Raw genomic sequence first — 24,711 nt, forward strand, 5'->3', positions numbered from 1 at the left:
GTTGATGGGACTTCTGAGCGAGGTTCTGGTGTTATGTGATAAAGGCCAGGTCTGGCCACGACTCACATCAGCGTATCGGTGTGGCGTAGTGTGAAGTGGCACAAAGGGTAATCCCACGCACTTTCTCTTGATAATATAATCTTTAGCTTATATCATTACCTATAAGTCATAGCTTATAAGTGGATGGTATGTGGACAGTACTTTTTAGCCAACGCTTTGATGATTGGCTAAGCGAACAGGATGACGCGCTTCAGGAAAAAGTGCTGGCAGATTTGGGCAAGTTACAGGTGTATGGCCCTGAGCTGCCAAGGCCCTATGCGGATACGCTCAAAGGCTCGCGATACAAGAATATGAAGGAGCTGCGTATTCAGTTTTCCGGGCAGCCGATACGCGCATTTTATGCCTTTGACCCGATTCGCCGGGCGATTGTGCTTTGTGCCGGGGATAAGAGCAATGACAAACGATTTTATGAGAAACTGATCCGTATTGCTGAAGATGAGTTTGCCGCGCACCTGCAAAATCTGGAGATAAACCAATGAGAACACTAGACGATGTGATTGCCGCACGCTCTCCTGAAAGCCAGGCCAGAATCAAAGAGATGTCGGATGAAATGATCCTTGAGGTCGGCTTACAGATGATGCGTGAAGAGCTTCAGCTTTCGCAGAAGTATGTGGCGGAAATGATGGGCGTTAGCCAGCCAGCCATCACCCAGCTGGAGCAGCGGGGTAATGACCTGAAACTGGCCACACTGAAGCGCTATATTGAAGCAATGGGCGGCAAGCTTAGCTTGGATGTTGAATTACCCACTGGAAAGCGCATCGCGTTTCATATCTGAGCCCTTTTTCTCTTGGCCGATGGCTCAGGCTCACCCCTTTAAGGCGATACGCGCCTGCTATTCCTTTCTCCCCGTACAGTGAATCAAGCGCTTTACGGGGAATGAATCTCTTCGCTATGTGATTCCCCATTTTCTTTCCCTATAGGCGCACAATCTGGGGAATAAACTTAATTCATTGTTAATTAAAGATTTTAACTTCTACCTTTCAGGGCTATATCTTGTCGTATTTATCGATAAGAACAGGGCATTCTGTCGAGAAAATGTTGGGCAATGATCACCTTTTGTATTATTTCCTACGATATTGATACTTAGAGCCTATCCCAAAAGGGATTGTCGTATAATACGTTACGGTAATTTCTGAGGAGAATGTATGGCGGGCAGCAAGTGGCAGATCAGCGATGAACTATGGGAAAAAATGGCTCCACTTATCCCGGAGCATAAAACTAGCCACCCACTGGGGACTCATCGTAAACGCGTTGACAACCGTGCTGCCATGGATGCCATGTTCTTTGTCCTCAGGAGCGGTTGCCAGTGGAACGCCCTGAACGCCACCGGGATATGTTCATCATGTTCTGCACACCGACGCTTCCAGGAATGGCGCGATGCGGTAGTCTTCTAACGCTTCTGGCAAAACGGATTTCTTGCCTGCGAACATCTGGACGGCATTGACTGGTCCTGGCTGTCGATGGACGGTTGTATGACCAAATCCCCACTGTCGGGAATAAAAAACAGGCCGTAATCCCACGGACAGAGGGAAACAGGGCGTAAAGCGTAGCCTGCTGACAGACGCCAACGGGCTTCCTCTGTCGCTGGTTGTTGCAGCAGCGAACACGCACGATATCAAACTGGTTGCAGATACGCTCGATGCACTTCAGACGGGGCGTCCGGGGCAAAAACTCAAGCTCTGTCTGGACAGAGGTTACGAAGCTGGCTGGCTGAAAATATATCTACAGAGCCGCCGCTACGAGCCACATATCCAGTCTCGTAAAGAGGAGTCTGAAGCAAGTAAATACACCGACTTCAAAGCCCATCGCTGGGTTGTCGAGAGGACTCACAGCTGGATGAATCGCTTTCTCCGGGTTTTGACCCGATGGGAAAAGAAGACCGAAAATTACGAGGCCATGTTGCATTTTGCCTGTGGTCTTATCGTATGGAATAAAATCCTATTGGGATAGCCTCTAAGTCAAATGCGTTCTGAATGTTTGCATTTTCAATATGCATGACGCAGTATCTCCGGTTAAATGGTGTGTTCTACGGTGTTACATGTGGTGTGTACCTACGTTAGATCACAATTGTGCTTATGCAAACTACTTTTGTGGTTAATTCGGTATGTCTAACATCCAGTCGAGTGCTCAAGAGGTAATTGAGAGACTACTTTCTGCTTATGGCGTTACAACACAACGCGCATTGGCAGAAGCTCTCAATGTGCCGTCAAACAATGTAAATGCATGGTCTCAGCGCAACAGTGTTCGCGGGAATGTGATAATAAAGTGCGCTCTCGACACTGGGACCGATTTGCATTGGCTAGTTAAAGGTGGAAAAAAATCAGCAATGGGAAATGGCTTTTATCAATTGATAGTTCTCTGGATATATATGATGTGATTTTAATTCCAGAAGGTAAAATAAAAATAAGTAATCGAGGTAGGTTTTATGTTTATGATGTTACAAAAGTGGATGTGGTAGGTAAGGTTATCGTCTCTATGGATGTGGATTTATAATAAAATTTTATAAAAAGTGAGAGGTTACTATGAACACTAATGTCGGACAAATTACTTTAATTGATATGGTTTCAATGCTCGAAAGAAAAGAGCTTGTAATTAATAAGGATTATCAAAGAGGTAGCGGGATTTGGCCCGATTATGCAAAAAGTTACTTTATAGATACAATACTTGAAAATTACCCTTTCCCAAAAATATATCTTTATCAAGCTTTTGACAAAGCAAATGAAAGGCCTATTAAAGAAATAGTTGATGGTCAGCAACGTGTAACAACAATTATCGATTTCTATAAAAATAAATTCTCGCTTACTTCTGCTTCAAGAAACTACTCTGGAATGAGATTTAGAGATCTTCCCGAAGAAGCAAAAAGAAATTTCATTAGCTTTCAAGTGGAAACATCAACTGTTTACTCAGCCAGTAGGTCTGAATTACTTGAAATGTTCAGAAGGATGAATGCTTATACTTCACCATTATCCTCAGCAGAGAAAAGGCATTCTCAATATCAAGGCAAGTTCAAATGGTTCATTGTTGAAAAAGCAGATCAGCATGCTGAGCTTTTAGAAATTTACGGAATACTTTCGCCGAAAGTGCTGGCTCGCATGGGCGATGCTGAATTTATTGCAGATTTAGCAGTCGTTTTAGATAGAGGTATTACTAGTAAATCAGCCACAACTATCGAAAATATTTATAAGAAATTCGATTTAAATTTTGCGGAGGAAACTGAGTTTGATGAGAAAATTGATTATTTCTTTAATCTTTTGAAGGGTGATTTTTCAATTCTTAGAGATTCATTTATGATGAAATCTTATGTAATTCATTCGCTATTTTGTGCAATTATTGCTTTAAAATTTGGGCTTCCTGGAAGTGATTCACTCGAAAATGAATTAGGTTTCGAGGCTGATATTAATTTTAAGCCTGACGCTGATAAAGTTGTTCCTACATTGCTTTTGATGGCTGAAGCGCATGAGGTTCAGGATGAGGATGGCTCATACAAAGATTATGTTGAATCATGCTTGTCGACAACTACTAAGCAGTTGCAAAGAACAACTCGTGTAAAAGAATTAATCAAAGCATTCTTATAAGCGAGTAATTTATGAATTATTTATATAGGAGTTTACTCGTTAAATGTAACGTTCATCAGCGTCGTTTTGATACTTTGAGGGACGAGAGGGCCAAGGGAACGATAGACGAATGGACATTGAATAGGTTGACTGAAGCTTTAATGTCTGATTTGTGGCAAACATGGTGCCTTTTTTGTCGTAGGCTTTTACATCAATCATGTCGCGGAGGTGCCTGCTTAGACAAGAGCGTAGTTGTTCCGCGCAGTACTACCTCGGACAATTCATGGCAAAGAATTGGCTTTGAAGCTTCTAAAGCAGGTCAATCCTGTTCAGCTACCGGGCATATGAATTTTTTTATGCGGCGTGAACCTACTTGGGGAGACAGAGATAAAATCGTTAGTTTGATTAATGCTCTTAATCCACAAAATAAAAGCAGACTATTATCAGCATTCGGTTTGCCGCTCAAAGACCTTAATCATCTTCAATCAGCAAGGAATGCTGGCGCTCATAAGAATGTTGAAACGATGAAAGATCTTACTAGTCAAATGGTATTGCATTACAATATAGTAACTTTAAAAAATCCTAGCGATTTGGCTTGGGCGATTAAAAATGGAACTGGTAATTTTGCATTTTATAACTGGCTTTATGAAATGCGTATAATTGCAAAAAATGCAGTTCAGACTAAATAATATTAAAGCCACCAACTTTTTCATGAAAAACTGGTGGCTATTTTATTTTTTGTTTAATAAATTTACTCTTTAAAATCTTTCATTTGTTAAAAAATCAATGCAGGCCACATCGCAAAACTATCGCCACTCTTGTTGTTAAGCTTATGATAGTTAGGGATTAGTATAGTATTCGGTCTTCTTTTCCCATCGGATCAGGACCTGGCGAAAGCGATTCATCCAGCTGTGAGTCCTCTCGACCACCCAGCGATGGGCTTTGAAGTCAGTGTCTTTACTTGGCTTCAGACTCCTCTTTACGGAACTAGTTATGTGGCTCGTAGCAGCGGCTCTGTAGATATGCTTTCAGCCAGCTTCGTAACCTCTGTCCAGACAGAGCTTGAGTTTTTGCCCCGGACGCCCCGTCTGAAGTGCATCGAGCGTATCTGCAACCAGTTTGATATCGTGCGTGTTCGCTGCTGCAACAACCAGCGACAGAGGAAGCCCGTTGGCGTCTGTCAGCAGGCTACGCTTTACGCCCTGTTTCCCTCTGTCCGTGGGATTACGGCCTGTTTTTTTGTTCCCGACAGTGGCGATTTGCTCATACAACCGTCCATCGACAGCCAGGACCAGTCAATGCCGTCCAGATGTTCGCAGGCAAGCAATCCGTTTTGCCAGAAGCGTTCGAAGACTCCCGCATCCCGCTATTCCTAGAAACGTCGGTGTGCAGAACTCGATGAACATATCCCGGTGGCGTTCAGGGCGTTCCACTGGCAACCGCTCCTGAGGACAAAGAATATGGCATCCATGACAGCACGGTTGTCAATGCGTTTACGATGAGTCCCCAGTGGGTGGTTGGTTTTATGCTCCGGAATGAGTGGATCCATTTTTTCCCATAGTTCATCACTGATCTGCCACTTGCTGCACACCATACATTCTCCCTCAGAAATTACCGTAGAGCATTATGCGATAATTCCTTTTGGGATAGGTTCTTATAAAGCGTGAAGTTCGATAACCAATTATTTTTTATTGATTATGTTCTTTGCTCACGAATAATAGGTTATATTTAATGGGTGCCATTAATAATCTTCACTCTCCTTTTTATTATTTTCTTCGAGGTTAATTATGATGGATAAAAAAATTGATTTTATTTTTCACTCTCAAATAAATGAATCCTATTCCTCCAGTGATATTTTTGATGATGAAATTATTGGTTTGGAAATATCAGTGGAATATTACGATTTTAGTCTTGATAACTTCCAACGGGAAATTCTGCACTGGTTTAAGCCACGCTTTGCGGCAGGGAAATTATTAGCGGGTATACAGCAGTTAGTGAAAAAGCAGATCCCTGAGATTAAGCCACATTCTATTGAAGTGAATGTGATACCTGAGGTTTTGCCGTTTGATGACGAAAATGGCGATATACTGAGCCTGCTGCAAATCTGCGGTTTAAGGATGACTGACTGGCAGCGCATTCATGCGGATGTAGAAGTCACCACGCTGCCGCTCTGGCATGGTGAGGAAGAAGAGATTGTGCTTAATTTTTCCCCCAAGGTTCCGGCGGAGGTGATGCAGTATGTGAAACGCCTGCATGGCTGGACAGCCTATACCGGCATTACGGTAAGTGAGATAGACCCAAGCATTATCGCCCATCACGGACTTTTACCGTATATCGCTGAACGGCGACAATCAGAAAATCTATAAATATCAGCCATTTTTCCTTAAACCATGAGTCCGGCCTTCGGCACCAAAAAGTACGAAAAAATAAGTCGCTTACGAGCGGCTTTTTTTGTGTCTGAAATTCAGTAATTGTCTTCCTTTCTCGCTGTATTAACTCTCCCTAGGTCAATCGACTTCAACCTGCAGCTGCCAACAGTTGTTGGTATATATGATGGTATTGTAAGTAGACCGCTTTTAGTTCCACGCACTTTTTGAGATTTCCGGTTTCTCAGCGATCAACCGGTACTCTTCCGGCGTCAGGTTATTCAGGGATTCATGAGGCCACTCACTGTTATATTCATTCAGCCAGCGTCCCTTAATTTCTCGTGCTTCGTTCATTGTTCTGAACAGATAAAAATCCAGTATTTCGGTCCGGTATGTTCGGTTAAACCGTTCTATAAATGTGTTCTGTATTGGCTTGCCTGGCTTGATAAATTCCAGCATCACGCAATGCTCTTCAGCCCATTGCGCCAGAGCTAGTGAGACTAATTCCGGGCCATTGTCCATCCGCATCTTCAGCGGATATCCACGGTTTGCCACGATCCTGTCCAGCACCCGCACCATTCGCTGCGCCGGGATATTCAGGTCTATTTCTATCGCCAGAGCTTCACGGTTAAAATCATCGACGACATTGAAGTCTGAAAACGTCGGCCACATGTCAGCTCGTCATGCATAAAATCAATTGACCAGCTTTGTTTAAATGCCTCCGGTATAGCTAGCGGAGCCGGATTACGTGCCGGCAAACGTTGCTTTCCTTTACGTTGAAAATTCAGTTTTAACAGGCAGTAAATCCGGTGAGCTCACTTATGGTTCCAGACGTTTCCCTGCCGACGAATGACTTGAAAAAGCTTCTTAAAACCGTATTGTGGGTAGCAGCTCTGTTGTTTTCATCAGCGCCTGAATCACCGACTCGTCTCGCCGGGTATCAGGTTGGTAAAAAAGACAGTCCTGCTCAGTGATAACGTCCTAGATGCCTGGCGTATGTTCATCGAAAACTGCGAGACCAGATAACTGTCGAGCTCACGCTTTATCACTGGTTGTAAAGCTTTTTTTTCGATAACATCTTTCAGTGCGTGATTCTCAATACTCAGGTCAGCAAACATTTTTTTGAGGCGCCTGTTTTTATCTTACTGCTCTTTGATTTTTTTGATATCCGCGGCTTCCATACCACCTTATTTTGCCTTTCAGTTATAATAACTGGCTTCTGAAATAGCGGCCTCACGGCAGACAGCTTTAACTGTTCGACTGGCTTCGACTAATTCCAAAACGGTAATAATCTGGTGTTCGGTGAATCGGGCTTTACGCATGATGATCTCCTCTTTGGGACATATTCAGTATGTTGGGAGATCTCTAAAAGTGAATGAGCAGGGATACTTACAGTCAATGGATGCGGTAGAGCGGCAGATGAGTCACCAGGAGCGTAGCTCTGTGCGTGCGGCGTAATCCATAAGGCGGAACATTTTGGGGAGCGTAGGTTGATGCTGCAGTAGTGGGCGGATTATTTAGATGCGAATAGGGAGAAGTGAGTTAGTCCTTTTGACTTTGGGAAACGGGAGTTTTCCAGAAATTAGCTGGCTGAGTTAGTATAAAAGTGTGGTGTAGGCTTAAGTATTCCGTTAAGGGCCTGTCAGTTTGTTGTGGCAAACTGACAGGCCGAATTTAGTGACCTACGATAGTAAGGCTTACAAAATGCGAATGGTGAGACATGGTTTTCCCACGCAATGAGTACCATCCTGCATGCGTTGGTCTATGTTAGATCAAGACTAAGATACAATTCTGAAAATCACCTGGCCGCTTAAAGCTAAAAAGGGACTGAAGCGTATTATTTCGATAATGATAACTTTAGGCATCTCTTGTTAAAAAATAATTATGTAAATCATTTTCGATTTTTTCTACAGCCAAATCAATTAACTTAGTAATATTAGGGTTTGGTTCCTTTTTTGAATATTTACGGGATAAAAGTACAGACTGCGAAAGACTATCAACAATTTTCCAGTATTGAAATGCAGTCATCTCATTTTCTCTACAGGAACTCAACGCCTTCATCGCTGAACCCTCATAGTAAATATGATGAATATCTTGTGAGATGTAATATAATTTTTTGTCGTTTGTTCCAACCCAGTGTTCAGTCTCAAAATTTACACCATTTAAAGTGATGAAGGAACCTATATCTTCTGAGAAATTAGCTCCCGTAAGCCAGTGTAAATCCATCGCCGCATCAAATGCATGCCATCGACATTTATCAAGATTGCTTCCGTTCTTATAAAAATTCTCTTTTATATATTTTCGACGAGTATGTATACTCTCTGGTAGCTGGTTAATGGTGTTGGCGTCAAGATCCCAAAAAGCATATTTTGCTATTTCCAAATCATACGCACTGATCATATCAATGAAGCTTATCATGCTAAAAAGATATACTTCTAATCTTTTTTCAGGCGTGAGATGAGAATAGCTTAATTTTATATTTTGAATTTGAAGCATAGATATATAATGGAGACCATATACTGTCCTTGCTTCAACGGAAAGTTCCTGGAAGTTAATTTTCTTTTTTTCAGAGTCTGGGACGTAATCCCTGAAAGTCGCTTCGGGATCGTCAATATGCCCAGGCCAGAATCGGTGGCAAAAGTTCTGATAGGCCGTCATTGATTTCTCAACCCATATATCAGGCATTTCATTAACACCAATTGCGGTTAAACATATATTTCCTGATCGTAATAAATTCACTAACGGCAATAGGCCAACTCGTTTTACATCCTCCAGAGTTGATGTCGATGATAATTCCTCCATTCTTTGTAAAGAGCAATTATCTAAGTTTATCTGAACCACTTTTTTCTGCGTCAAACACTGCAAAGCATAAGCTGGGGTCAATACCTTATTATTTTCATATATGGATAGGCAAGGTCTTATGAATTTAATTTCAGAGCGTTTTACCATATGTAGCCTCTTCAACTTTTAGAAAAATGGTTATAATTCTAATTGACACCCAACGCCTTATAAACTGCATCTAAGGGTGCTCATTCCGATCAGTGTGGTTTGGGTAATGCGGAAATCTTCTTTTTTGTTAATGCGTCCGCTGAGATAGATGGCATAAATAAAGCCGCCGCTGCCGAATAAGGCGCTGAACACGCCTCCTACCAGGCCAAAAGGCAGCGAGGCTTTGGCTGAAAATTGCCGGTCTGGTTTTAAACCGCTGAGCGAATAGAGGGCATAAAAAACGACGAAGCCTCCCATAGCCAATAAAAGGATATCTGGCCGGGTTTTCAGCAATATTGCCGCCCCCAGCAGGCTGCCAATGATCATCAATGGAATTAACCGTTTTAACTCTGACCATTGCGCATTGCGAGCATCACGGCTGACGTTAACAATGGCCGCGCACATGTCCAGCAGTGCCAGTAACGGGACAATTTTCGCTACCGGGATATAAAGCGCCATCACCGGGCTTGCGACTAATGCCGTACCAAAACCCGCGATGCCGAAAATGATATAGGCCACCAGCAGGGAAGCGGTCAGCGCCAGGTAACTTGAAAGCATGAAAGTTTCTTGCATCTTAATTTTTGCCTAATCCCTTTCACTGATTAAAAACAATCGGCAATTCTGGTCGTAAAGCACATCGATAACACTGATAAACCCTTGCTGCAGGGTTACTCGTCGGCTAAGGAATGACGATCATTTATGCCATATTCCTGCCAGGATTTCGTTTGAGTTTTGCTGGAAGATTCCATTGTGTGACCCTACTCACAATGAGTATCTCTGTGGCTAAATAGGCCCGGAGCACTATCTTCAGTATGAATATGTACTACCCGTTCCCGGGCAGTACATACGTTGCGGTTATTTCAGCGGTGTGGCTTCCAGGACCACTGTTTCCAGTGGTTTTAGCGTAATAACTACCGCTTCTTTGTAGTTTGCCGGAATAGTATTGTTATTGCCGTAAATTGGCTTCAGGTTGAACTGGGAGGTTTCGCCCTGCGGCAGTTCAAAGTCCTTCGTCAGGTTCAGGTAGTAGGTTTGCGGTTTGTCCGATGGGTTACGCAGGCCAAGGATTGCTTTGTCTTTGTTCCATGACGCCCAGCCATAGGCTTCAAGTGCCGTTGGGTCTCCGCCAATCCAGTGGGTATCGACCAGTACGCTGGCGTTGTCGCGTGACCATTTTGCCGCCTGTGCCAGGGTGTCCCATTTCGCTTTGTTCAGCATGGATGGCGTGATGTACAGCTCCTGCAGCTGGGTACCCGTGGCAAAGTAGCTCCAGACCTGATCGGCAAAGTCGCTGTCAGTTTGTATCTTCTCCAGCCCGTAGTAGGCATGTTCTGAACTGACAATTCCGTGATACATCAGCGAGTTAATCGGGAAGAGTGGGCCTTTCCGGACGATAGAGCGATAGGTCTCTGCGTCGCGGTAGGTCATCCACTGCTGCACGGGCGAACCGACACCATAGAGGTTGATATCATCCCCTTGGCGCCAGATGGAGTCGGCATAGAACAGCCATGACGGGCTTGCATCGGTCCCCGTGGTCAGGTTGATAAACAGGTCTTTATTGGTTTTACGCATATTGTCGAGCAGTACAATAGAGGCATCAAAGTCAGAGGCGAACGGGCTGCCCTCAATGTGCGAGTTAGCATTACCCATGCCGTCGAGTTTGAATGAGGTGATATGCTCGTCTTTGATCAGATGAATGATTTGCTGGTTGAAGTTATTGAAGTAATTCGCCCCGGAAAGTGCCAGTTTGCCGTCAACGGTCTCGAAATTGTACTCTTTGGCGTGCGACACGCGAATATCTCGCGGTTTGTTGTAGCCGCCCCAGGGTGATAACCACAGACCCACCGAGCTGTGCAGGCTGTCGGCTTTATCTTTCACCACGCCAAAACCGTTGCTGAACGCCGGGCCAAACAGCCATCGGCCGGTACGGTCGTCCCAGCCATCATCCAGCAGGAAGGCGTCAAGCTTGACGCCCCGTCCGGTGATGAACTCTTTATTCCACTCGTCCATACGTCCGATAACGTCTTTTTCGGTGTAGGTGGTGAAAAAGCCGATATCCATCCAGCTGTTGTAGTGCAGGTATGGTTTATACGGGCGCGGTCGTACCGTATCAATGAACTGGTTTAGGCTACGGCGCAGCTGGTTGGTTTCAGGGAATGTGCCGAAAAACACGGTATAGCTCAGCGGCGTTTCCGGCTGAACAGGCGTTTTCTGCTCGACGTTAAGATTGGTGGTTGCCTCATAGGCATAGGTATTCATGATGGGCTTGTCTGGCAGAATAAAGAATGAGTCGGCAATGATTGGCGAGCTGTTGATTGCGCCATCTACGTAGGGGGCCTGTGCCTGCTTCTTCGTCGGGAAGAAGGTGATTTTCGCAACGTCACGGGCTTTGTCTTTCGCAGCAATACTGTAGTCAATGCTGGCGTATTTGCCTTTCAGCAGATTTAGCGTGACGGTGACATTGAAATCCTGGTGGCTGTAATCGATGCGGATGAAGTCGTCCTGCTTGTCGACATGCTTAATTTTAAAATCAGCAGCATGAATGACTTTCTCATCCGGTAGCGTCAGAAAGAACAGCTCCTGCGGCGACAACTGATGGTTGGCGCGGGTATCTTTAATCACCGTCGTCGAGTTAGCGTCGTCGAAGGTAATAGCCATATTTTCGTTATTCAGCGAGTAATTCGCGGCAAAGGCGCTGTTTGATACCATCAGGGCGAGTAACGAAACATTGAGCACTTTTTTCATGGAGCAGAGATCCTTGTTTTCGTTTATTGAAACTATTTTGAATGGAAGGCGCATCCTGGATAAGAATGCGTCTTCATTTCCTGCGAGGCTTAGAGTGATTTTTTAATGAGGTTCTGATGCGACAATATTCAGACTTCGGCAGGCAACAGCAGGCGGTTTTGCGATCCACAAACGATAATTTTGCTTCTCACCACCTCTTTCATCGCATTCATTCCCACGCGCATGTAGTAGCGTGGATCGTTACCCTCCGGGTTATTGGCAAACCACTGCTTCACCGCATCGGCAAAAGCGATTTTGAGCTCAGTGGCCACGTTAACTTTACACACCCCCAGTTCGATAGTGCGGCGGACGAACTCATCCGGCACATCGCTTGCACCGTGTAGTACCAGCGGGATATTCACCACTTCACGAATTTCGGCCAGGCGCTGGAAGTCGATTTTAGGACGTTTGGTGTATAAACCATGGGCGGTACCAATGGCGACGGCCAGACTATCAACACCGGTCAGCTCAACGAAGCGTCTGGCTTCCTGCGGGTCAGTCAGGAACGCGCTCTCTTCGTCCACGTTCATGTCATCCTCAACGCCACCTAGACGGCCTAGTTCAGCCTCAACGCTGCAGTCGTGCAGATGGCAAAAATCGACAACGGATTTCACGAGCTTAACGTTACTGGCAAACGGGAAGTGGCTGCCATCGATCATCGCACTGCGAACACCAGCATCGACTTTTCGGCTGATATCTTCCAGTGATTCATGGTGATCCAGATGCAGCGCCAGTGGCATATCGTAGGTGTTGGAGTAGGCTTCGCACAGCGCATAAATTTCATCAAAAGCGATGTGCTTAAAGGTTCCCGGTGTACCGGCGAGGATCACCGGCGATCGCATTTCATTGCACACTTCCAGTATTGCCTGGATAGTTTCGGCGTTGTGAATGTTGAAGGCCGGAACCGCATAGCCTTTCGCTTGAGCGTCCAGCAGAAGATACTTCGTAGAAATAATACCCATCTCTTAATCCTCTCAGGCCTGCCATGGATGAATAACTACGCCTTTCACCACGCGGTTTACGGTGCCGCTGGCAGAAGGGGTATCCGGGGTATTGCTGTAGTGCAGTGATTCGGTCAGGGCGAAAACCTGGGCGTATATCAGGAAGCAGAAGGCCTGTTCGACATCAATAAAATCCCGGGAGGCAGGCAGAAGAATATGAGGGCCTTCTTCAACAATAGCATCGCTGTGGGCAGCGATCGCCACGACGCGCATAGCCTGGTTGTCGCGGCGGAGTTCGGTCAGTAGATCGAGATCGTACTGGCGGGTGTAGGGGTGGCTGGAAATGAACACCACCACCAGCGTTTCGCTATCTACCAGCGATTTTGGCCCGTGGCGGAATCCCGTAACGGAGTCGTAGAATGCGGCGACTTTACCTGCCGTAAGCTCCAGCACTTTTAGCGCCGATTCACGGGCAGCTCCCTGCAGGCCACCGCTTCCAAGATACACCACGCGTTTCCACGGCAGGCGGCCAAACACACCGTCGCTGAAATTGCCGAGCGATTGCAGAATGCTCTGGCAGCGGTTAGCTACATCCAGGAAAGTATGGCTGTTGATGACTTCCGGTGCGAATACTGAAAGGCAGCTTGCCATCATGGTAGTGATGCTGCTGGTCATCGCAAAGCCGCGATCGTTGGTTTCGGCTGGCATCAACAGCGCGAAGGCATTGCTGCTGTTGTGAGCGGTCTGGAACAGGGATCCCGCTTCGTTACAGGTGATAGCCAGGTGGTAGCACTCGGCGACGCACTGGTTAGCGAGCGTGACAGCTGCAACGCTCTCCGGGCTGTTACCGGAACGGCCAAAAGAGATCAGTAGCAGGGGGCTGTCGCTCTTCAGATAATCCATCGGGTTGGTGACGAGATCGGTTGTCGGTATCGCAGCGAAGTTTTTTCCGGTATGGCGCGCCAGCCAAGGGGCGATGATGTCACCAATAAAGGCAGAAGTTCCGGCACCGGTCAGGACGATGCGCAGATCTTTTTTCTGCAGTAGCGGAGTGAGGAAGTGCTCGATCTTCTGGCGGATGCTGTCGATATGGGTTAACGATCGGATCCACGTGCTGGGTTGCTGGCGGATCTCTTCTTCGGTCCAGGTGCCCGTCTGGGCGGGGGCGGGAATATAGGTTTCAGGCATAACTCAGTCCTTAGTCGCGTGAAATCAGCGTCAGACAGGTTCCGTTATCTTATGGATTGCCTTTCGTTTCATTTCACTTTGTCACGTAAGTCAGTAAGTGAAATTTACAGAAAGGAAATCGAAAGTTCAATTAAACGAAATGAAATAAATCGAAAATTGTGATCTATAGTTGTGTTACTTTGTCTTTCTTTTGATCGGTAACAGGAAAAGTAAGCTTTCGAAAGGGAAATAAAAGGCCTGCGTAGCGCGCTACGCAGGGAAGGAGGTAAACATTGAAACAGTTATAAGGGGATAGCCAGGCCTTGAACCCAGGTGTGTTGCACCTGCAAACCCGCGTCAAGAGCAATAAGGTTTGCCCGTTTGCCGACGCGGAGAGAGCCTAACGTGTCGTCAACGCCAATCATCGCTGCCGGATGCAGAGTGGCCATATGAATTGCTGTCCCTGCATCGATACCCGCGAGCGCCACCATGTTGCGAACCGCAGCATCGAGCGACAGCGTACTGCCCGCTAACCCACCGGACGCGGTGCGAACCACCCCGCCCTTCATCTCAACGTCATATCCGCAGATATCATATTTCCCGTCAGGCATTCCGGCGGCACGCATTGCATCGGTTATCAGCACCACACGGTCTTTTGCACACTGGGAGCACAGACGCATGACGGCCGGATGAACGTGATGACCATCGGCAATGAGTTCAATCCAGGCTCGAAAGTAGGTTAATCCTGCACCCACCATTCCCGGTTCACGGTGATGCAGACCGGTCATCCCATTGAAGCAGTGCACCAGGCCATCGGCGCCCGCATCGAGTGCGGCAAGGGTTTGCTCGTAGGTCGCGGCGCTATGGCCAAGCATCACCCGAATACCACGCTGCTTAAGGTGGCGAATAGCCGCTATTGCCCCCGGTTTTTCTGGTGCCAGCGCCATAACACGCAAGGTATTTTGCGAACAGGCAATAAGCGCATCGAGTTCGGTTAACTCCAGTTCGCGGAACAGTTCCGGCGGGTGGGCGCCTTTGTTCTGCGGCGTGAAATAGGGTCCTTCAAGATAGCTGCCGAGTATTTGTGCGCCAGGCCCGCCGTGATGCATTCGTCGGGCGATGCGTTGTAGTGCGGATTCAATCGATTTACGCGGCGCGGTTACGGTGGTGGGCAGCCAGGCACCAACTCCTTCCCGCGCTTTGTGCATCGCCAGGGTGTCGAGCGTTTGCGGATCCTCATCCATCACATCGACTCCGGCGCCACCATGGACGTGGAGGTCGATGTACGCCGGGCAGAGCAGCTCGGCATCGCGCGTCGTAACGCCGGCTGGGATGGGCTCAATGGCGGTAATTTTCCCCTCGCTGATATGTAACTGATGGTCGTCCATCCAGCCTGTTTCGCTCAGTACACGATGAGCACGCAGTAGCATGCTCATATGCCTTCCTCAATCGCCTTTTCCTCGCGATAGCGTCCCAGTTCATCCACCAGACTTGTCAGCCCCCGGTGCCCGCACTCTAACGCCTGAAGGCGGAATGCCTCGCTACTCAGGTCATCACGCTCAAGCACCATTTCCAGCAGTAACTGCAGGTTGGTGCCGGTAATCACTTCTCGTCCGGGTTTTTGCATAGCCAGTATCGACGCCACCCGGAAGGGCGTTCCGCCCAGCAGGTCGGTTAAAAAGACGACATCCTGCTCGGGATCGAGTGTGTTAATGGCCTCTGAGAGTTGCGAGGTCAGCAGCGCCGTGGTGGAAGCTTGTGGAAAATCAACGGCGACAAACTGCGGCTGCTCGCCAAGGATTTGCTTCATTGCTTGTTCCAGGCCGCTGGCGAACCCGCCGTGGCCGCAAAGGATAATGCCTAACATTATGACTCCTGAGACTTACAAGAAGTGGGCGAACTTACCGACTACACCGAGGACAACGGTGATACCAATCAGGCGTAGCGGGCTCCAGCCACGACGGACTAACCAGTACATCATCAGGGTATAAACCAACGGCAGGAAAGCGGGCATCAGTTTATCGATAACGTCAGTTTGCAGCTTAACGACGGCATCTCCTGCGGTTATCTCGAGTGTCGTATTGAGTCGAACATAGGTCGCAACCAGCGCGCCGATCACGGTCATCCCGACAATCGACGCTGCGTGACCGACCTTACGTGTATTCGCTTTAATAAGCGGAATGGCTGCTACGCCCATACGGTATGCGTAGTGGGCCAGCCCAAAACGCAGCCCAAGGTGCACCACGTTGAACATCACGAAAAAAACCACTGCGCCGAGGATGGAACCTTGCAATGCCAGGCTTGCACCGATGCCCCCGCAAATAGGCAACAATGTGAGCCAGAACATCGCATCACCGATACCGCCCAGGGGGGCACCTACGGCAATTTTAGTGCTCTGAATACTGTTAACGTCCTGCTTGGAGCGCTCCATCGCGAGGATAATGCCGATAACAAAGGTGACGAGGAACGGATGGGTATTAAAGAATCCCATGTGTCCTTTCATGGCACGGGCAAGATCGCGTTTGTTGGTGTGGATCTTCTTCAGTGCGGGCAACAGGCCATATAGCCAGCCGGAGGCCTGCATACGTTCGTAGTTGAAAGACGCCTGCAGTAGCAGGGATCGCCATGCCACACGATTGATGTCCTTCCTGGTGAGTTCTTCACCAATAGTCTGATCTTCATAGGTGTTTTCATTGACGCCGGTCAGCAGATTTTTCTCTTCATTTTCAGTAATCGACGGCAGGGGGGTTTTATTAGATTCCATCTTCAAACTCCTCTTTCTGGGTCTGAGATACAGTGGGTTCCGGATCTTTACGCATCAGATCGATAAGAGCCATTGCCAGAGCAGCTGCGGCAATCGCTAGTACGGGGAGTTTCAGCCATGCGGCGGCAACGAAACCGATGATGAAGTAAGGGATGTAGACGTTTTTCATCATGATTTTCAGCAGTACAGCAAAACCGATAGCTGGCATGATGCCGCCCGCAACGCCGAGACCGTCGATAAGCCGCGCTGGCAGGGTATCAATAATGGTTTTGGCGTGCTCTGCACCGAAGTAAATCGGCAGGAAAGCACAGAAGAAGTAGAAAATTCCTAGCGCCAGCAACGCCAGGTAGTTCACTCGCTCAATACCGCGGGTGTCGGCATTTGCCGCCATGCGATCACAGCGGGACATCACGCCGGACATCACCGAGAATAGGAAGGTAATCCCCATCTGGACTGCGACAGCGAAGGGTACCGCAACGCCGACAGCGACTTCCGGTTTAACACCGGTGGAAATCGCGAACGCGGTACCGACGATGGTGCCGATAATCACATTAGGTGGCTGCGCGCCAGCGAGCGGCGCAAGGCCCATCCATACCAGTTCCAGCGTACCACCGGTAAGAATACCGGTATGCAGATCGCCGAGGACAAGACCCACCAGCGGCCCGAGAACCACCGGCCGGTGCATGTGTGTTAAGCCGTTGAACATATCCAGGCCGGCGATAAAGGCAAGAATGCCCAGCGAAAAAGCCTGTAATAGACTGATTTCCATCGCGAATCCCTCAGAGTAGTTTGTAGAGGTCCATAGCCGTTTCAGTCGGAACGCCCTGCACGAAGCATTCCACACCGGCAGCTTTCAGGCCGCTGAAGGCGGTAATGTCGTCAGCATCGACGGAAACCGTTTTGGCGATTTGTTGTTTGCCATCGGCATAGTGCATGTTGCCCACGTTGATTCGTGTGACTGGCACACCTCCCTCAACCAGCTTGAGGAAATCAGCAGGAGATTTGCAGACCAGCAGAATTTTCTGGCGATCGGCTGCCCGGTGAATGTTGTCTATCACTTTTTGCAGCGACCAGAAGCGTACGGCGATCCCTTCTGCCAGTACCATCTCCATCAGGTTCTGCTGCACCGGGTCTTCGGCGACTTCATCATTGGCAACCAGCACCAGGTTTGCTCCGGCGAATCCAACCCACTGCACACCGACCTGACCGTGAATTAAACGCTCATCAATACGACTTAGAACGATATTGGGCATTATGGAATTCCTCTTATTATTTATGGGTCTGAACACTCTGGCATGCGTCGTGATACTGACGTATTACCTCCTGGATGTGGTCGATGATTAATTCGCGCGGTGTGGCAGTAAGTTCTCCGGCGCGGACTTTACTGTACTGAAGCGGCAGATACTGGCTGATAAGTGGCAGCGGAATAGGGTCATCGGCTAGATTGCGTACCAGCTGCTCGAAGGCCTCATCAATTTGCCCGTCTGGCCAGTAATAACGCACTCGGTCAGAGTAGCTATAGCCGCGCGCCAGGCGTCGGGCATTACTGTCGCCGTGATAATGGTTTTGCCAGTATTCCGGGTGATCCAGCATGACGTTTTCAAGAATATGGCGTAGCCCGGAGCAGGCTTTTGCCGTGAGCAGTTCTTCTTCAATGGCGGCGAGCGAGAACAGTGCTTCACGCAGGGCAAAGGTGAGTGCCGGGCCGACTTTCAGGATGGCGAAGTGATCAACCACGAGCTGACGCAGTGCCTGCGGCGTCTGATAGTCCGTGGAGTGCGCTTCAAATACCAGAGTGTCATACTCTTCCACCATCTGACTCAGCGCCACTGCTTTTTGCGGCTGATAATCGATAACGTGAGTGTGGTCAAACTCGACGCCAGGCTGAACCACCAGACCCACAATCCGTGGCCAGATAGCGCTCAACCCTTCGGTCCCGAATGCATCGCGATGTGCCTGCAGGGTGGCTTTGGCTGCTTCCGGCGTGGTCACCGCCAGCTCGGTCAGCGTTTCCTGTGCGCCGCCCGGTACCGGGACTTCGGTACCTATAACGTATTCCAGGGAGGATTCGCCAAAATGCTTCTGTGCTGTGGTTTCAGCTATTCTGGCTAGCCTGGCCGCACGTGACGCGACAACTTCGTCAGTTAATGGCACCGGGTCGTCGGCACAGGACATGCTGCAGTCGAGATGAATTTTGCTGAATCCAGCGGCGACGTAGTTTTGGATTAAGTCATCGGCATGCGCCATGGCTTCGGCAGCTGGTAGATGTTGCCAGCGGTTTGGGCCCAAGTGATCGCCACCTAAAATCAGCAGCGAAGTAGGGTAGTCAAGCTTGTCGGCAAGCTGGCAGACAAAACCGCGGAAGTCTGCGGGAGTCATCCCCGTGTAGCCGCCAAACTGATCGACTTGGTTAGAGGTTGCTTCTATAAGGAGTGGGGTATTGTGTTTCTTTGCGAAGCGAATGGCGGATTCCAGAACCAGCGGATGTGCCGAGCAAACCGCATAAATTCCTGTCGCGGTTCCCTGTTTGTGCTGTTTCACTATTTCTGTCAAATGTTTCACTTTCCTCTCCATAGTGGTTCGATTTGGCTATAATCTTTCGATTCATTTCGATTTATACTGCATCAAGGTGTTATGAAAATAAAACGAAAGATTATGGTTTTTAGATCTGTTTCACAAAAGAAACGTAATGAAAGTTACTGAATACCGTCTTTATCACAGTTGATCCGAGGACAGTGCTTGCATTCGTGCAAAGGAAAGGTATTAATAGGCGAATCGAAATGAAACGAAAGATTTGACTAAAGGATCACCTATGAGCAGCACCGATTATTCAACGGATAAGCGCGTCACTGGTACCAGTGAACGACGCGAGCAGATAATCCAGCGATTACGGCAGCAGGGAAGCGTTCAGGTTAACGATCTTTCTGCGCTGTTTGGTGTCTCGACGGTGACCATTCGCAACGATCTGGCTTTTTTAGAAAAACAGGGAATTGCCGTTCGCGCTTACGGAGGGGCACTCATCTGTGAAGGAAATGCCACCGCCAGTGAACCCTCGGTTGAGGATAAGAGTTCCCTCAATACGGCCTTGAAGCGTGGTATCGCCCGTGTAGCGGCGGAGCTTATTCAGCCGGGGCACCGGGTTATCCTCGACTCCGGTACCACGACGTATGAAATTGCTCGCATGATGCGTCATCATCATGATGTTATTGCGATGACCAACGGGATGAATGTTGGCACAGCGCTACTCGAAGCCGAAGGCGTCGAACTCCTGATGACCGGCGGGTCCTTGCGCCGTCAGTCACTCTCATTTTATGGCGACCAGGCAGAGCAGTCGTTACAGAATTACCACTTCGACATGCTATTCCTTGGCGTCGATGCCATTGATACCGAACGCGGTGTGAGTACCCATAATGAAGACGAGGCGCGACTAAACCGCCGCATGTGTGAGGTTGCCGAGCGTATTATCGTCGTCACTGATTCCAGCAAGTTCAATCGCTCAAGCCTGCACAAAATCATTGATACCCAGAGAATTGACCTGGTGATTACGGATGAAGGCGTACCGGCCGAAAGCCTGAAAGAGCTACAGCGTTCCGGGATTGAGGTTATTTTGGTGCGGGAATAACCCTGGTTTTCAGGAACAACAGCCAGGGTACCCTTAAGCGATATTTGGAGTTTTGAAGGCGGGGAGATGGTCTATGGCGATACAACGTGACCTTAGTTTACTGATCAAAATGCTTATTTCACAACCCACCCCCCACCCAACGCCTTATACAGATCAATTTGCGCCAGCAGCAGGTTATTTTTAGCCTTAACTTCGTCAGTCTGTACCGAGAACAGGGTGCGCTGGGCGTCGAGTACGTCGAGGTAGGATGAGTAGCCGTTTTGGTAGCGGTTCTGGGCGATGCGCAGGGTTTCCTGGGCAACTTTTTGCTGTGCCTGCCGCTCGGCCCATTGTTCCTGGTAGCCGGTGATGGCGTCGAGGCTGTCGTTGACCTCGGCAAAGGCATTTCGCACTATTTTTTCATAGCTATAGAGCGCCTGGTTACGCTGGGACTGGGAGATATCCACTTCGGCATTCAGCGCCTGGCGGTTGAGCAGCGGGGCCAGGATACTGCCGCCCAGGCTCCAGAGCTGGAGGGGGTTATCGAGCAGGTTGGCTAGCCTGCGGTCCTGTATCGATCCCGTTGCGGTTAAGTTTATCGATGGCAGCAGGTTGCCGCGGGATTTAGCCAGGGTCGCATCTGCGGCTATCAGCTGTTGTTCGGCCTCGACGATATCCGGTCGGCGGTTTAGCAGGGTTGAAGGCAGTTGTGACGGCAGGCTCAGAGGCGTCAGGGTATCGAAGTCGGTGTTGCGAACGACGTCTCCCGGGTTAGCGCCCAGCAGCAGGCTCAGGGCGTTCTCCTGCTGCACAATCTGATGCTTCAGCTGGGGCAGCTGCGCCCGGGTTGAGCGTAGTTCGGAGTCAGACTGCATCAGTTCCAGCTGTGAGCTATACCCGGCGGCCACCTGGCGTTTTGCCAGGTTAAAGGCTTCTTCCCGGGATTTCAGGGTTGATTCCGTGACTTGCAGCTGTTCATCCAGCGCCATCAGGGTGACATAGCCTGATGCCACTAGCGATGTGACGGTTAAATCCGCGGCTGCGGCGGCCGCTTTTTGCGCTTCCAGCGTGGCGGCAGCGGCTTTAGCGGCGCTGCTATTCACGCCCCAGAGATCGACATCATAGCTTGCGGTCAGGCTGCCTTTATACAGCGTGCTGTAGACGGGCAGGCCGGTCGCGGCAGATTGAGCGCGCGCGCGGGAGCCGTTGATTCCGGCATCCAATGATGGAAACAGGCTGCCTTCTGAGGCATAGACGCGGGCCTGATACTCATTGACCCGCTCCCGGGCAATCAGTACGTCGCTGTTATTGCGCAAGGCCAGGTCGACGTACTGGTTCAGATGATTATCGTGAAAATTGCGCCACCAGCGTTGTTCCACCGGGCTTGCGGCACCATGAGCGGTGCGCCACTCAGTGGGGATCTGCAATGACGGTTTTGCGGGCGCAACATCCACCGACTGGCAGGCGCTCAGCATAACGGTGGTTATCAGCACCGCGATAGGGCGAAGGATCATTTTACCTCCTCGGTATTGATGGTCACCTGAACCGACATGCCGGGGCGTAGCAGGGCAGATTCCTCAGGTTTACTCAGGACCTCGATACGCACCGGTATACGCTGGGCGATTTTCACAAAGTTACCGGTCGCGTTATCCGGGCTGATCGCGCTGAACTCCACGCCGGTTGCGGGCGAGATACTTTCGACCCGGCCTTGATAGGCTTTACCGTCCAGGGCATCGACGGTAAATTTCACCGACTGTCCGACCCGCAGGTTAGCCAGCTGCGTCTCTTTCATATTGGCGATAACCCAGCGCTGGGAAGGGACCAGCGAAGTCAGGTGGGTTCCGGCGGTGACGTAGGCTCCCTGGCGTACCGATATTTGCCCGAGCTGGCCATCGCGCGGGGCGATAATCCGGGTATTCTCCAGGTCGATTTTTGCCAGCTCCAGCGTTGCTTTCGCGTTCTCGACATCCGCCTCCAGCGAATCACGATTGACGATCACCGTCTGTAAATCCTGGCGCGACATCTCAAGGGTCGCTTTAGCCTGGTCGATATCGGCGCTACCCTGTGCGGCACTTGCCAGAGCAGCGTCACGTTCACGAATAGAGAGGGAACCGTCCGCGGTCAAATCTTTTACCCGCTTCAGGTCAGCCTGGTTTTTCAGGCTCTGTGCCTTCGCATTTTTCAGCGCCGCTTCGTTACGCAGGATAACCGCCTCTGCGCTTTTGTGCTGTTGCAGGTTATTTTTCAGCGCCGCGATTTTCATCGCCAGCTGTGCCTCCGCCTGATGCACTCGCTGGCTATAGATCCGGTCGTCAATCTGGAATAACACCTCACCTTGTTTCACATAAGCAAAATCTTTCACCGGAACATCGGTGATATAGCCGTTAACCTGGGGGCTGATAAAGGTGGTTTGCCCGCGAACGTAGGCGTTATCGGTAAATTGTGCTGAGCGGGTAAAAGGGGGTAATTGCCAGGCGTAGAGAATAACCAGTACGCCAAGGATACCAATGGCTGCGGCCGTGAAAATTGACACTATCCGCAGATTATTACGGATACTGACCTGCTCTTTTGCGGCATCCTGCTGGCTCATAACCACTCCTGAAATAAAATATTAGTCATTGTTTTAACGTTCATTATTCACTGCCAGCGATTTTTTTCAGCGCCAGTCGTGCGGTCAGACGCAGTCGTAGTAATCGCCATAAAATCCAGACAAGCGTCGCGGCGGCAATACCCGCAGTCAGCAGATAAGTATCATTATAAGCCAGAATATTGGCCTCCAGCGTGCTGACGGTTTGTAGCTGGGTAACGGCCTGAGTGCTCAGTAAGGCACTGTCGCTAATCTGACTTTGATACATCTGGCTATAGGCCTGCAGGCGTTCATTGACCAGCGGATTGAGGGTGGTGAGCTGGTCTGCCAGCATGCTGGAATAGTATTTCTCGCGCCAGGTCTGGAAGGTACCCAGAATAGCCGAGCCTAACAATCCGCCAAGGTTCTGGCTTATACCAAACATCACCGAAAAACTGACCAGATTACGCTGGTCGGCAATCACACCACCAATGGCTGCAAGCATCGCCGGAGCAAGGAAAAAGGCGCTGCTGAATCCGAGCAGGAACTGGCTCAGCATGAGCTGATCCGGGCGGGTCAGGTTATTGGACTGGCTATCCAACAGCGAGGCGACCATGATCAGTGCCAGCGAAGTGATGATGGGCCAGGCCAGTTTAGTGGGCTTAAGCGTCAGGCAGCTGGTGATTATCCCGCAGACGATCCCGGCGAAAATAGACCAGGCCAGGTGAGTCATTTGCTCGTTTTGCAGGCCGACATACTGCAGCCAGCCGATAACCCCGGTGTTCTGCTCAGCCAGCACGATGCGGATCAGCAGCATAATCAGCCCCAGGCGCAGAATACTGCCGCTGGAAAGCCAGCGTATATTCAGCAGCGGGTTGCTGCGGTTATGCTCAAAGGTGATTGCGCTGACGATAAGCACCAGCGATAAAGCCAGCGCCCAGCCTATCCAGGGCGCTTCAAACCACCAGTCGAGCCTGCCCATGGAAAGTACCGCACAGAGCAGCGCCAGGCCGGGGGCCAGCAGAATAAAGGTGATGAAATCTTTTTTCTCAAACACTTTGCGCCTGTCGCTGGGGGGGAGTTTGAGCGCGATAACGCAGGCCAGTGAAATCAGCGCCAGCCCGAGTTCAAACAGATACAGGCCGCGCCATTCTTCAAGCTGTAATAGCTCGGTTGAAAAGAGCCGTGCAATAGGGATAGCAAGCGACGAGCCGGTTATCCCGATGGTTAACGCTTTCAAGCGATGTTTAGCGGGCCAGGCCTGAATTTGATAATAGATCCCCAGCGAACTGAGCGCGGCGCCCACCATACCGTGGGCCGCTCGCACCATCAGCGCTGAACTGAGATCGTTAACAAACAGGTGAAAGAAGGTCACCAGCACATAGAGCACCAGAAACCCTTCAGTGAAGGCGCGCAGACCATACTGCTGGCGGAACTTCACCAGCAGTAAGTTGATGGAAATATTGGTCATCACGTAGACGGCAGGCAGCCAGGCAATCTCTGTCGACCAGGCAGCAAAAGTCCCCTGCAGATTTTGCAGGTTTGCCGAAACCATGGCATTACCCATCGCCCCGGTCAGACACACCAGCAGACCGACAATACCAAAAGCAAAGCGTTTCGAGGTACTGTGGATGGGGGTTGAAGGCGAACCGAGCAGGGCGGGTTTTTCATGAGGCTGCCACTCGCGAGGCGCATAAGGATTGCGTTGAGGCAAGCGCATAAGGGTTGTTACCTATCTCAATGTTTAATTATTAGCATGCTAATTATTTATATTTTAGCAAGAATGATAGCGCAAGTGAATGGCATAATAATCGACCCGCGGTTAAAAGTTGACTCGTCTTGCGTAGATTGAGACTGTTCTGTCTTAAAATACCCTCTATGTCACCTTGTATTATTGATTACTACCGTGCCTTTATGGGT

General features: G+C 49.3%; 21 protein-coding genes and 5 pseudogenes. 10 read left to right on the top strand and 16 right to left on the bottom strand.

Translation table 11 applies throughout. The features are described 5' to 3' along the window. Positions 1-188 precede the first annotated feature (188 nt). The 7 genes and pseudogenes from M2387_RS19550 to M2387_RS19575 all read left to right on the top strand — a co-directional run bounded on the left by M2387_RS19550 (position 189) and on the right by M2387_RS19575 (position 4,303). Positions 189-539 (top strand): type II toxin-antitoxin system RelE/ParE family toxin, encoded by a 351-nt coding sequence (locus tag M2387_RS19550; protein WP_259051881.1) that lies wholly within the window; start codon positions 189-191, stop codon positions 537-539. Beyond that, a complete protein-coding gene (locus M2387_RS19555) occupies positions 536-835 on the top strand; it encodes a helix-turn-helix domain-containing protein (protein WP_038808067.1) in 300 nt (99 codons plus the stop codon). The genes M2387_RS19550 and M2387_RS19555 overlap by 4 nt, the downstream gene beginning before the upstream one ends. A gap of 370 nt (positions 836-1,205) precedes the next feature. Continuing rightward, a pseudogene (locus M2387_RS19560) lies at positions 1,206-2,010 on the top strand (IS5 family transposase). Between the two features lie 154 nt (positions 2,011-2,164). Then, positions 2,165-2,437, top strand: a complete 273-nt coding sequence (locus M2387_RS19565) for a helix-turn-helix domain containing protein (protein WP_259051882.1) — start codon at positions 2,165-2,167, stop codon at positions 2,435-2,437. Further along, on the top strand, positions 2,434-2,553 hold the full coding sequence (locus M2387_RS25950; protein ID WP_409040085.1) for a hypothetical protein: 120 nt from the start codon (positions 2,434-2,436) through the stop codon (positions 2,551-2,553). Before M2387_RS19565 ends, M2387_RS25950 begins: the two co-directional genes overlap by 4 nt. A 29-nt stretch (positions 2,554-2,582) precedes the next feature. Then, positions 2,583-3,635: a DUF262 domain-containing protein gene (locus M2387_RS19570; protein ID WP_259051883.1), complete on the top strand. Its 1,053-nt coding sequence runs from the start codon at positions 2,583-2,585 to the stop codon at positions 3,633-3,635. 140 nt (positions 3,636-3,775) lie between these two features. Further along, positions 3,776-4,303, top strand: coding sequence for a hypothetical protein (locus tag M2387_RS19575; protein ID WP_259051884.1), 528 nt, complete (start codon positions 3,776-3,778; stop codon positions 4,301-4,303). A gap of 150 nt (positions 4,304-4,453) precedes the next feature. On the opposite strand, the pseudogene M2387_RS19580 reads toward M2387_RS19575, so the two are convergent. After that, positions 4,454-5,208: pseudogene (locus tag M2387_RS19580) on the bottom strand (IS5 family transposase). 193 nt (positions 5,209-5,401) lie between these two features. On the opposite strand from M2387_RS19580, the gene M2387_RS19585 reads away from it, so the two are divergent. Beyond that, positions 5,402-5,980: a hypothetical protein gene (locus M2387_RS19585; RefSeq protein ID WP_259051885.1), complete on the top strand. Its 579-nt coding sequence runs from the start codon at positions 5,402-5,404 to the stop codon at positions 5,978-5,980. 210 nt (positions 5,981-6,190) lie between these two features. Here M2387_RS19585 and M2387_RS19590 read toward each other — a convergent pair. Then, positions 6,191-7,302 (bottom strand): annotated as a pseudogene (locus M2387_RS19590) (IS3 family transposase). 55 nt (positions 7,303-7,357) lie between these two features. Here M2387_RS19590 and M2387_RS25840 point away from each other — a divergent pair. Continuing rightward, a pseudogene (locus tag M2387_RS25840) lies at positions 7,358-7,521 on the top strand (integrase); the annotation flags it as partial. 316 nt (positions 7,522-7,837) lie between these two features. On the opposite strand, the gene M2387_RS19600 reads toward M2387_RS25840, so the two are convergent. The 11 genes and pseudogenes from M2387_RS19600 to kbaZ all read right to left on the bottom strand — a co-directional run bounded on the left by M2387_RS19600 (position 7,838) and on the right by kbaZ (position 19,198). After that, positions 7,838-8,929 carry a hypothetical protein gene (locus tag M2387_RS19600; RefSeq protein WP_259051886.1) on the bottom strand — a complete coding sequence of 364 codons (1,092 nt, stop codon included), beginning with the start codon at positions 8,927-8,929 and terminating at the stop codon, positions 7,838-7,840. 72 nt (positions 8,930-9,001) lie between these two features. Then, a pseudogene (locus M2387_RS19605) lies at positions 9,002-9,541 on the bottom strand (sulfite exporter TauE/SafE family protein); the annotation flags it as partial. 282 nt (positions 9,542-9,823) lie between these two features. Continuing rightward, positions 9,824-11,713 carry an alpha-galactosidase gene (locus M2387_RS19610; protein ID WP_259051887.1) on the bottom strand — a complete coding sequence of 630 codons (1,890 nt, stop codon included), beginning with the start codon at positions 11,711-11,713 and terminating at the stop codon, positions 9,824-9,826. Between the two features lie 128 nt (positions 11,714-11,841). Continuing rightward, a complete protein-coding gene (gene kbaY / locus M2387_RS19615; protein ID WP_259051888.1) occupies positions 11,842-12,714 on the bottom strand; it encodes a tagatose-bisphosphate aldolase subunit KbaY in 873 nt (290 codons plus the stop codon). A 12-nt stretch (positions 12,715-12,726) separates the two neighbouring features. Further along, entirely contained in the window at positions 12,727-13,881 is a 1,155-nt protein-coding gene (locus M2387_RS19620) for an SIS domain-containing protein (RefSeq protein WP_259051893.1), read from the bottom strand. A gap of 281 nt (positions 13,882-14,162) precedes the next feature. Next, entirely contained in the window at positions 14,163-15,296 is a 1,134-nt protein-coding gene (nagA, locus tag M2387_RS19625; protein ID WP_259051896.1) for an N-acetylglucosamine-6-phosphate deacetylase, read from the bottom strand. Then, complete coding sequence (gene agaF / locus M2387_RS19630; RefSeq protein WP_259051898.1) at positions 15,293-15,727, bottom strand: PTS galactosamine/N-acetylgalactosamine transporter subunit IIA; 435 nt, start codon at positions 15,725-15,727, stop codon at positions 15,293-15,295. Before agaF ends, nagA begins: the two co-directional genes overlap by 4 nt. Positions 15,728-15,742: 15 nt before the next feature. Continuing rightward, complete coding sequence (agaE, locus tag M2387_RS19635; RefSeq protein ID WP_259051900.1) at positions 15,743-16,624, bottom strand: PTS N-acetylgalactosamine transporter subunit IID; 882 nt, start codon at positions 16,622-16,624, stop codon at positions 15,743-15,745. Beyond that, on the bottom strand, positions 16,614-17,393 hold the full coding sequence (gene agaW, locus M2387_RS19640; protein WP_259051902.1) for a PTS N-acetylgalactosamine transporter subunit IIC: 780 nt from the start codon (positions 17,391-17,393) through the stop codon (positions 16,614-16,616). The genes agaE and agaW overlap by 11 nt, the downstream gene beginning before the upstream one ends. Before the next feature lie 10 nt (positions 17,394-17,403). Further along, positions 17,404-17,877 (bottom strand): PTS N-acetylgalactosamine transporter subunit IIB, encoded by a 474-nt coding sequence (gene agaV / locus M2387_RS19645; protein WP_006818165.1) that lies wholly within the window; start codon positions 17,875-17,877, stop codon positions 17,404-17,406. A gap of 16 nt (positions 17,878-17,893) precedes the next feature. Further along, complete coding sequence (gene kbaZ, locus M2387_RS19650) at positions 17,894-19,198, bottom strand: tagatose-bisphosphate aldolase subunit KbaZ (RefSeq protein ID WP_259051907.1); 1,305 nt, start codon at positions 19,196-19,198, stop codon at positions 17,894-17,896. 238 nt (positions 19,199-19,436) lie between these two features. Between kbaZ and M2387_RS19655 the strand changes: the two genes are divergently transcribed. Next, positions 19,437-20,246 (top strand): DeoR family transcriptional regulator, encoded by an 810-nt coding sequence (locus tag M2387_RS19655; RefSeq protein ID WP_259051909.1) that lies wholly within the window; start codon positions 19,437-19,439, stop codon positions 20,244-20,246. A 113-nt stretch (positions 20,247-20,359) separates the two neighbouring features. On the opposite strand, the gene M2387_RS19660 is transcribed toward M2387_RS19655, so the two are convergent. The 3 genes from M2387_RS19660 to M2387_RS19670 are packed head-to-tail and all read right to left on the bottom strand — an operon-like array spanning position 20,360 to position 24,505. After that, entirely contained in the window at positions 20,360-21,739 is a 1,380-nt protein-coding gene (locus M2387_RS19660; protein WP_259051910.1) for an efflux transporter outer membrane subunit, read from the bottom strand. Next, complete coding sequence (locus M2387_RS19665; RefSeq protein WP_259051912.1) at positions 21,736-22,815, bottom strand: HlyD family secretion protein; 1,080 nt, start codon at positions 22,813-22,815, stop codon at positions 21,736-21,738. Before M2387_RS19665 ends, M2387_RS19660 begins: the two co-directional genes overlap by 4 nt. A gap of 43 nt (positions 22,816-22,858) precedes the next feature. Next, positions 22,859-24,505, bottom strand: a complete 1,647-nt coding sequence (locus M2387_RS19670; RefSeq protein ID WP_259051997.1) for an MFS transporter — start codon at positions 24,503-24,505, stop codon at positions 22,859-22,861. Positions 24,506-24,711 lie beyond the last annotated feature (206 nt).

Origin of the sequence: Klebsiella sp. BIGb0407, assembly GCF_024807845.1 — a bacterium.
Classification (GTDB): domain Bacteria; phylum Pseudomonadota; class Gammaproteobacteria; order Enterobacterales; family Enterobacteriaceae; genus JGM124.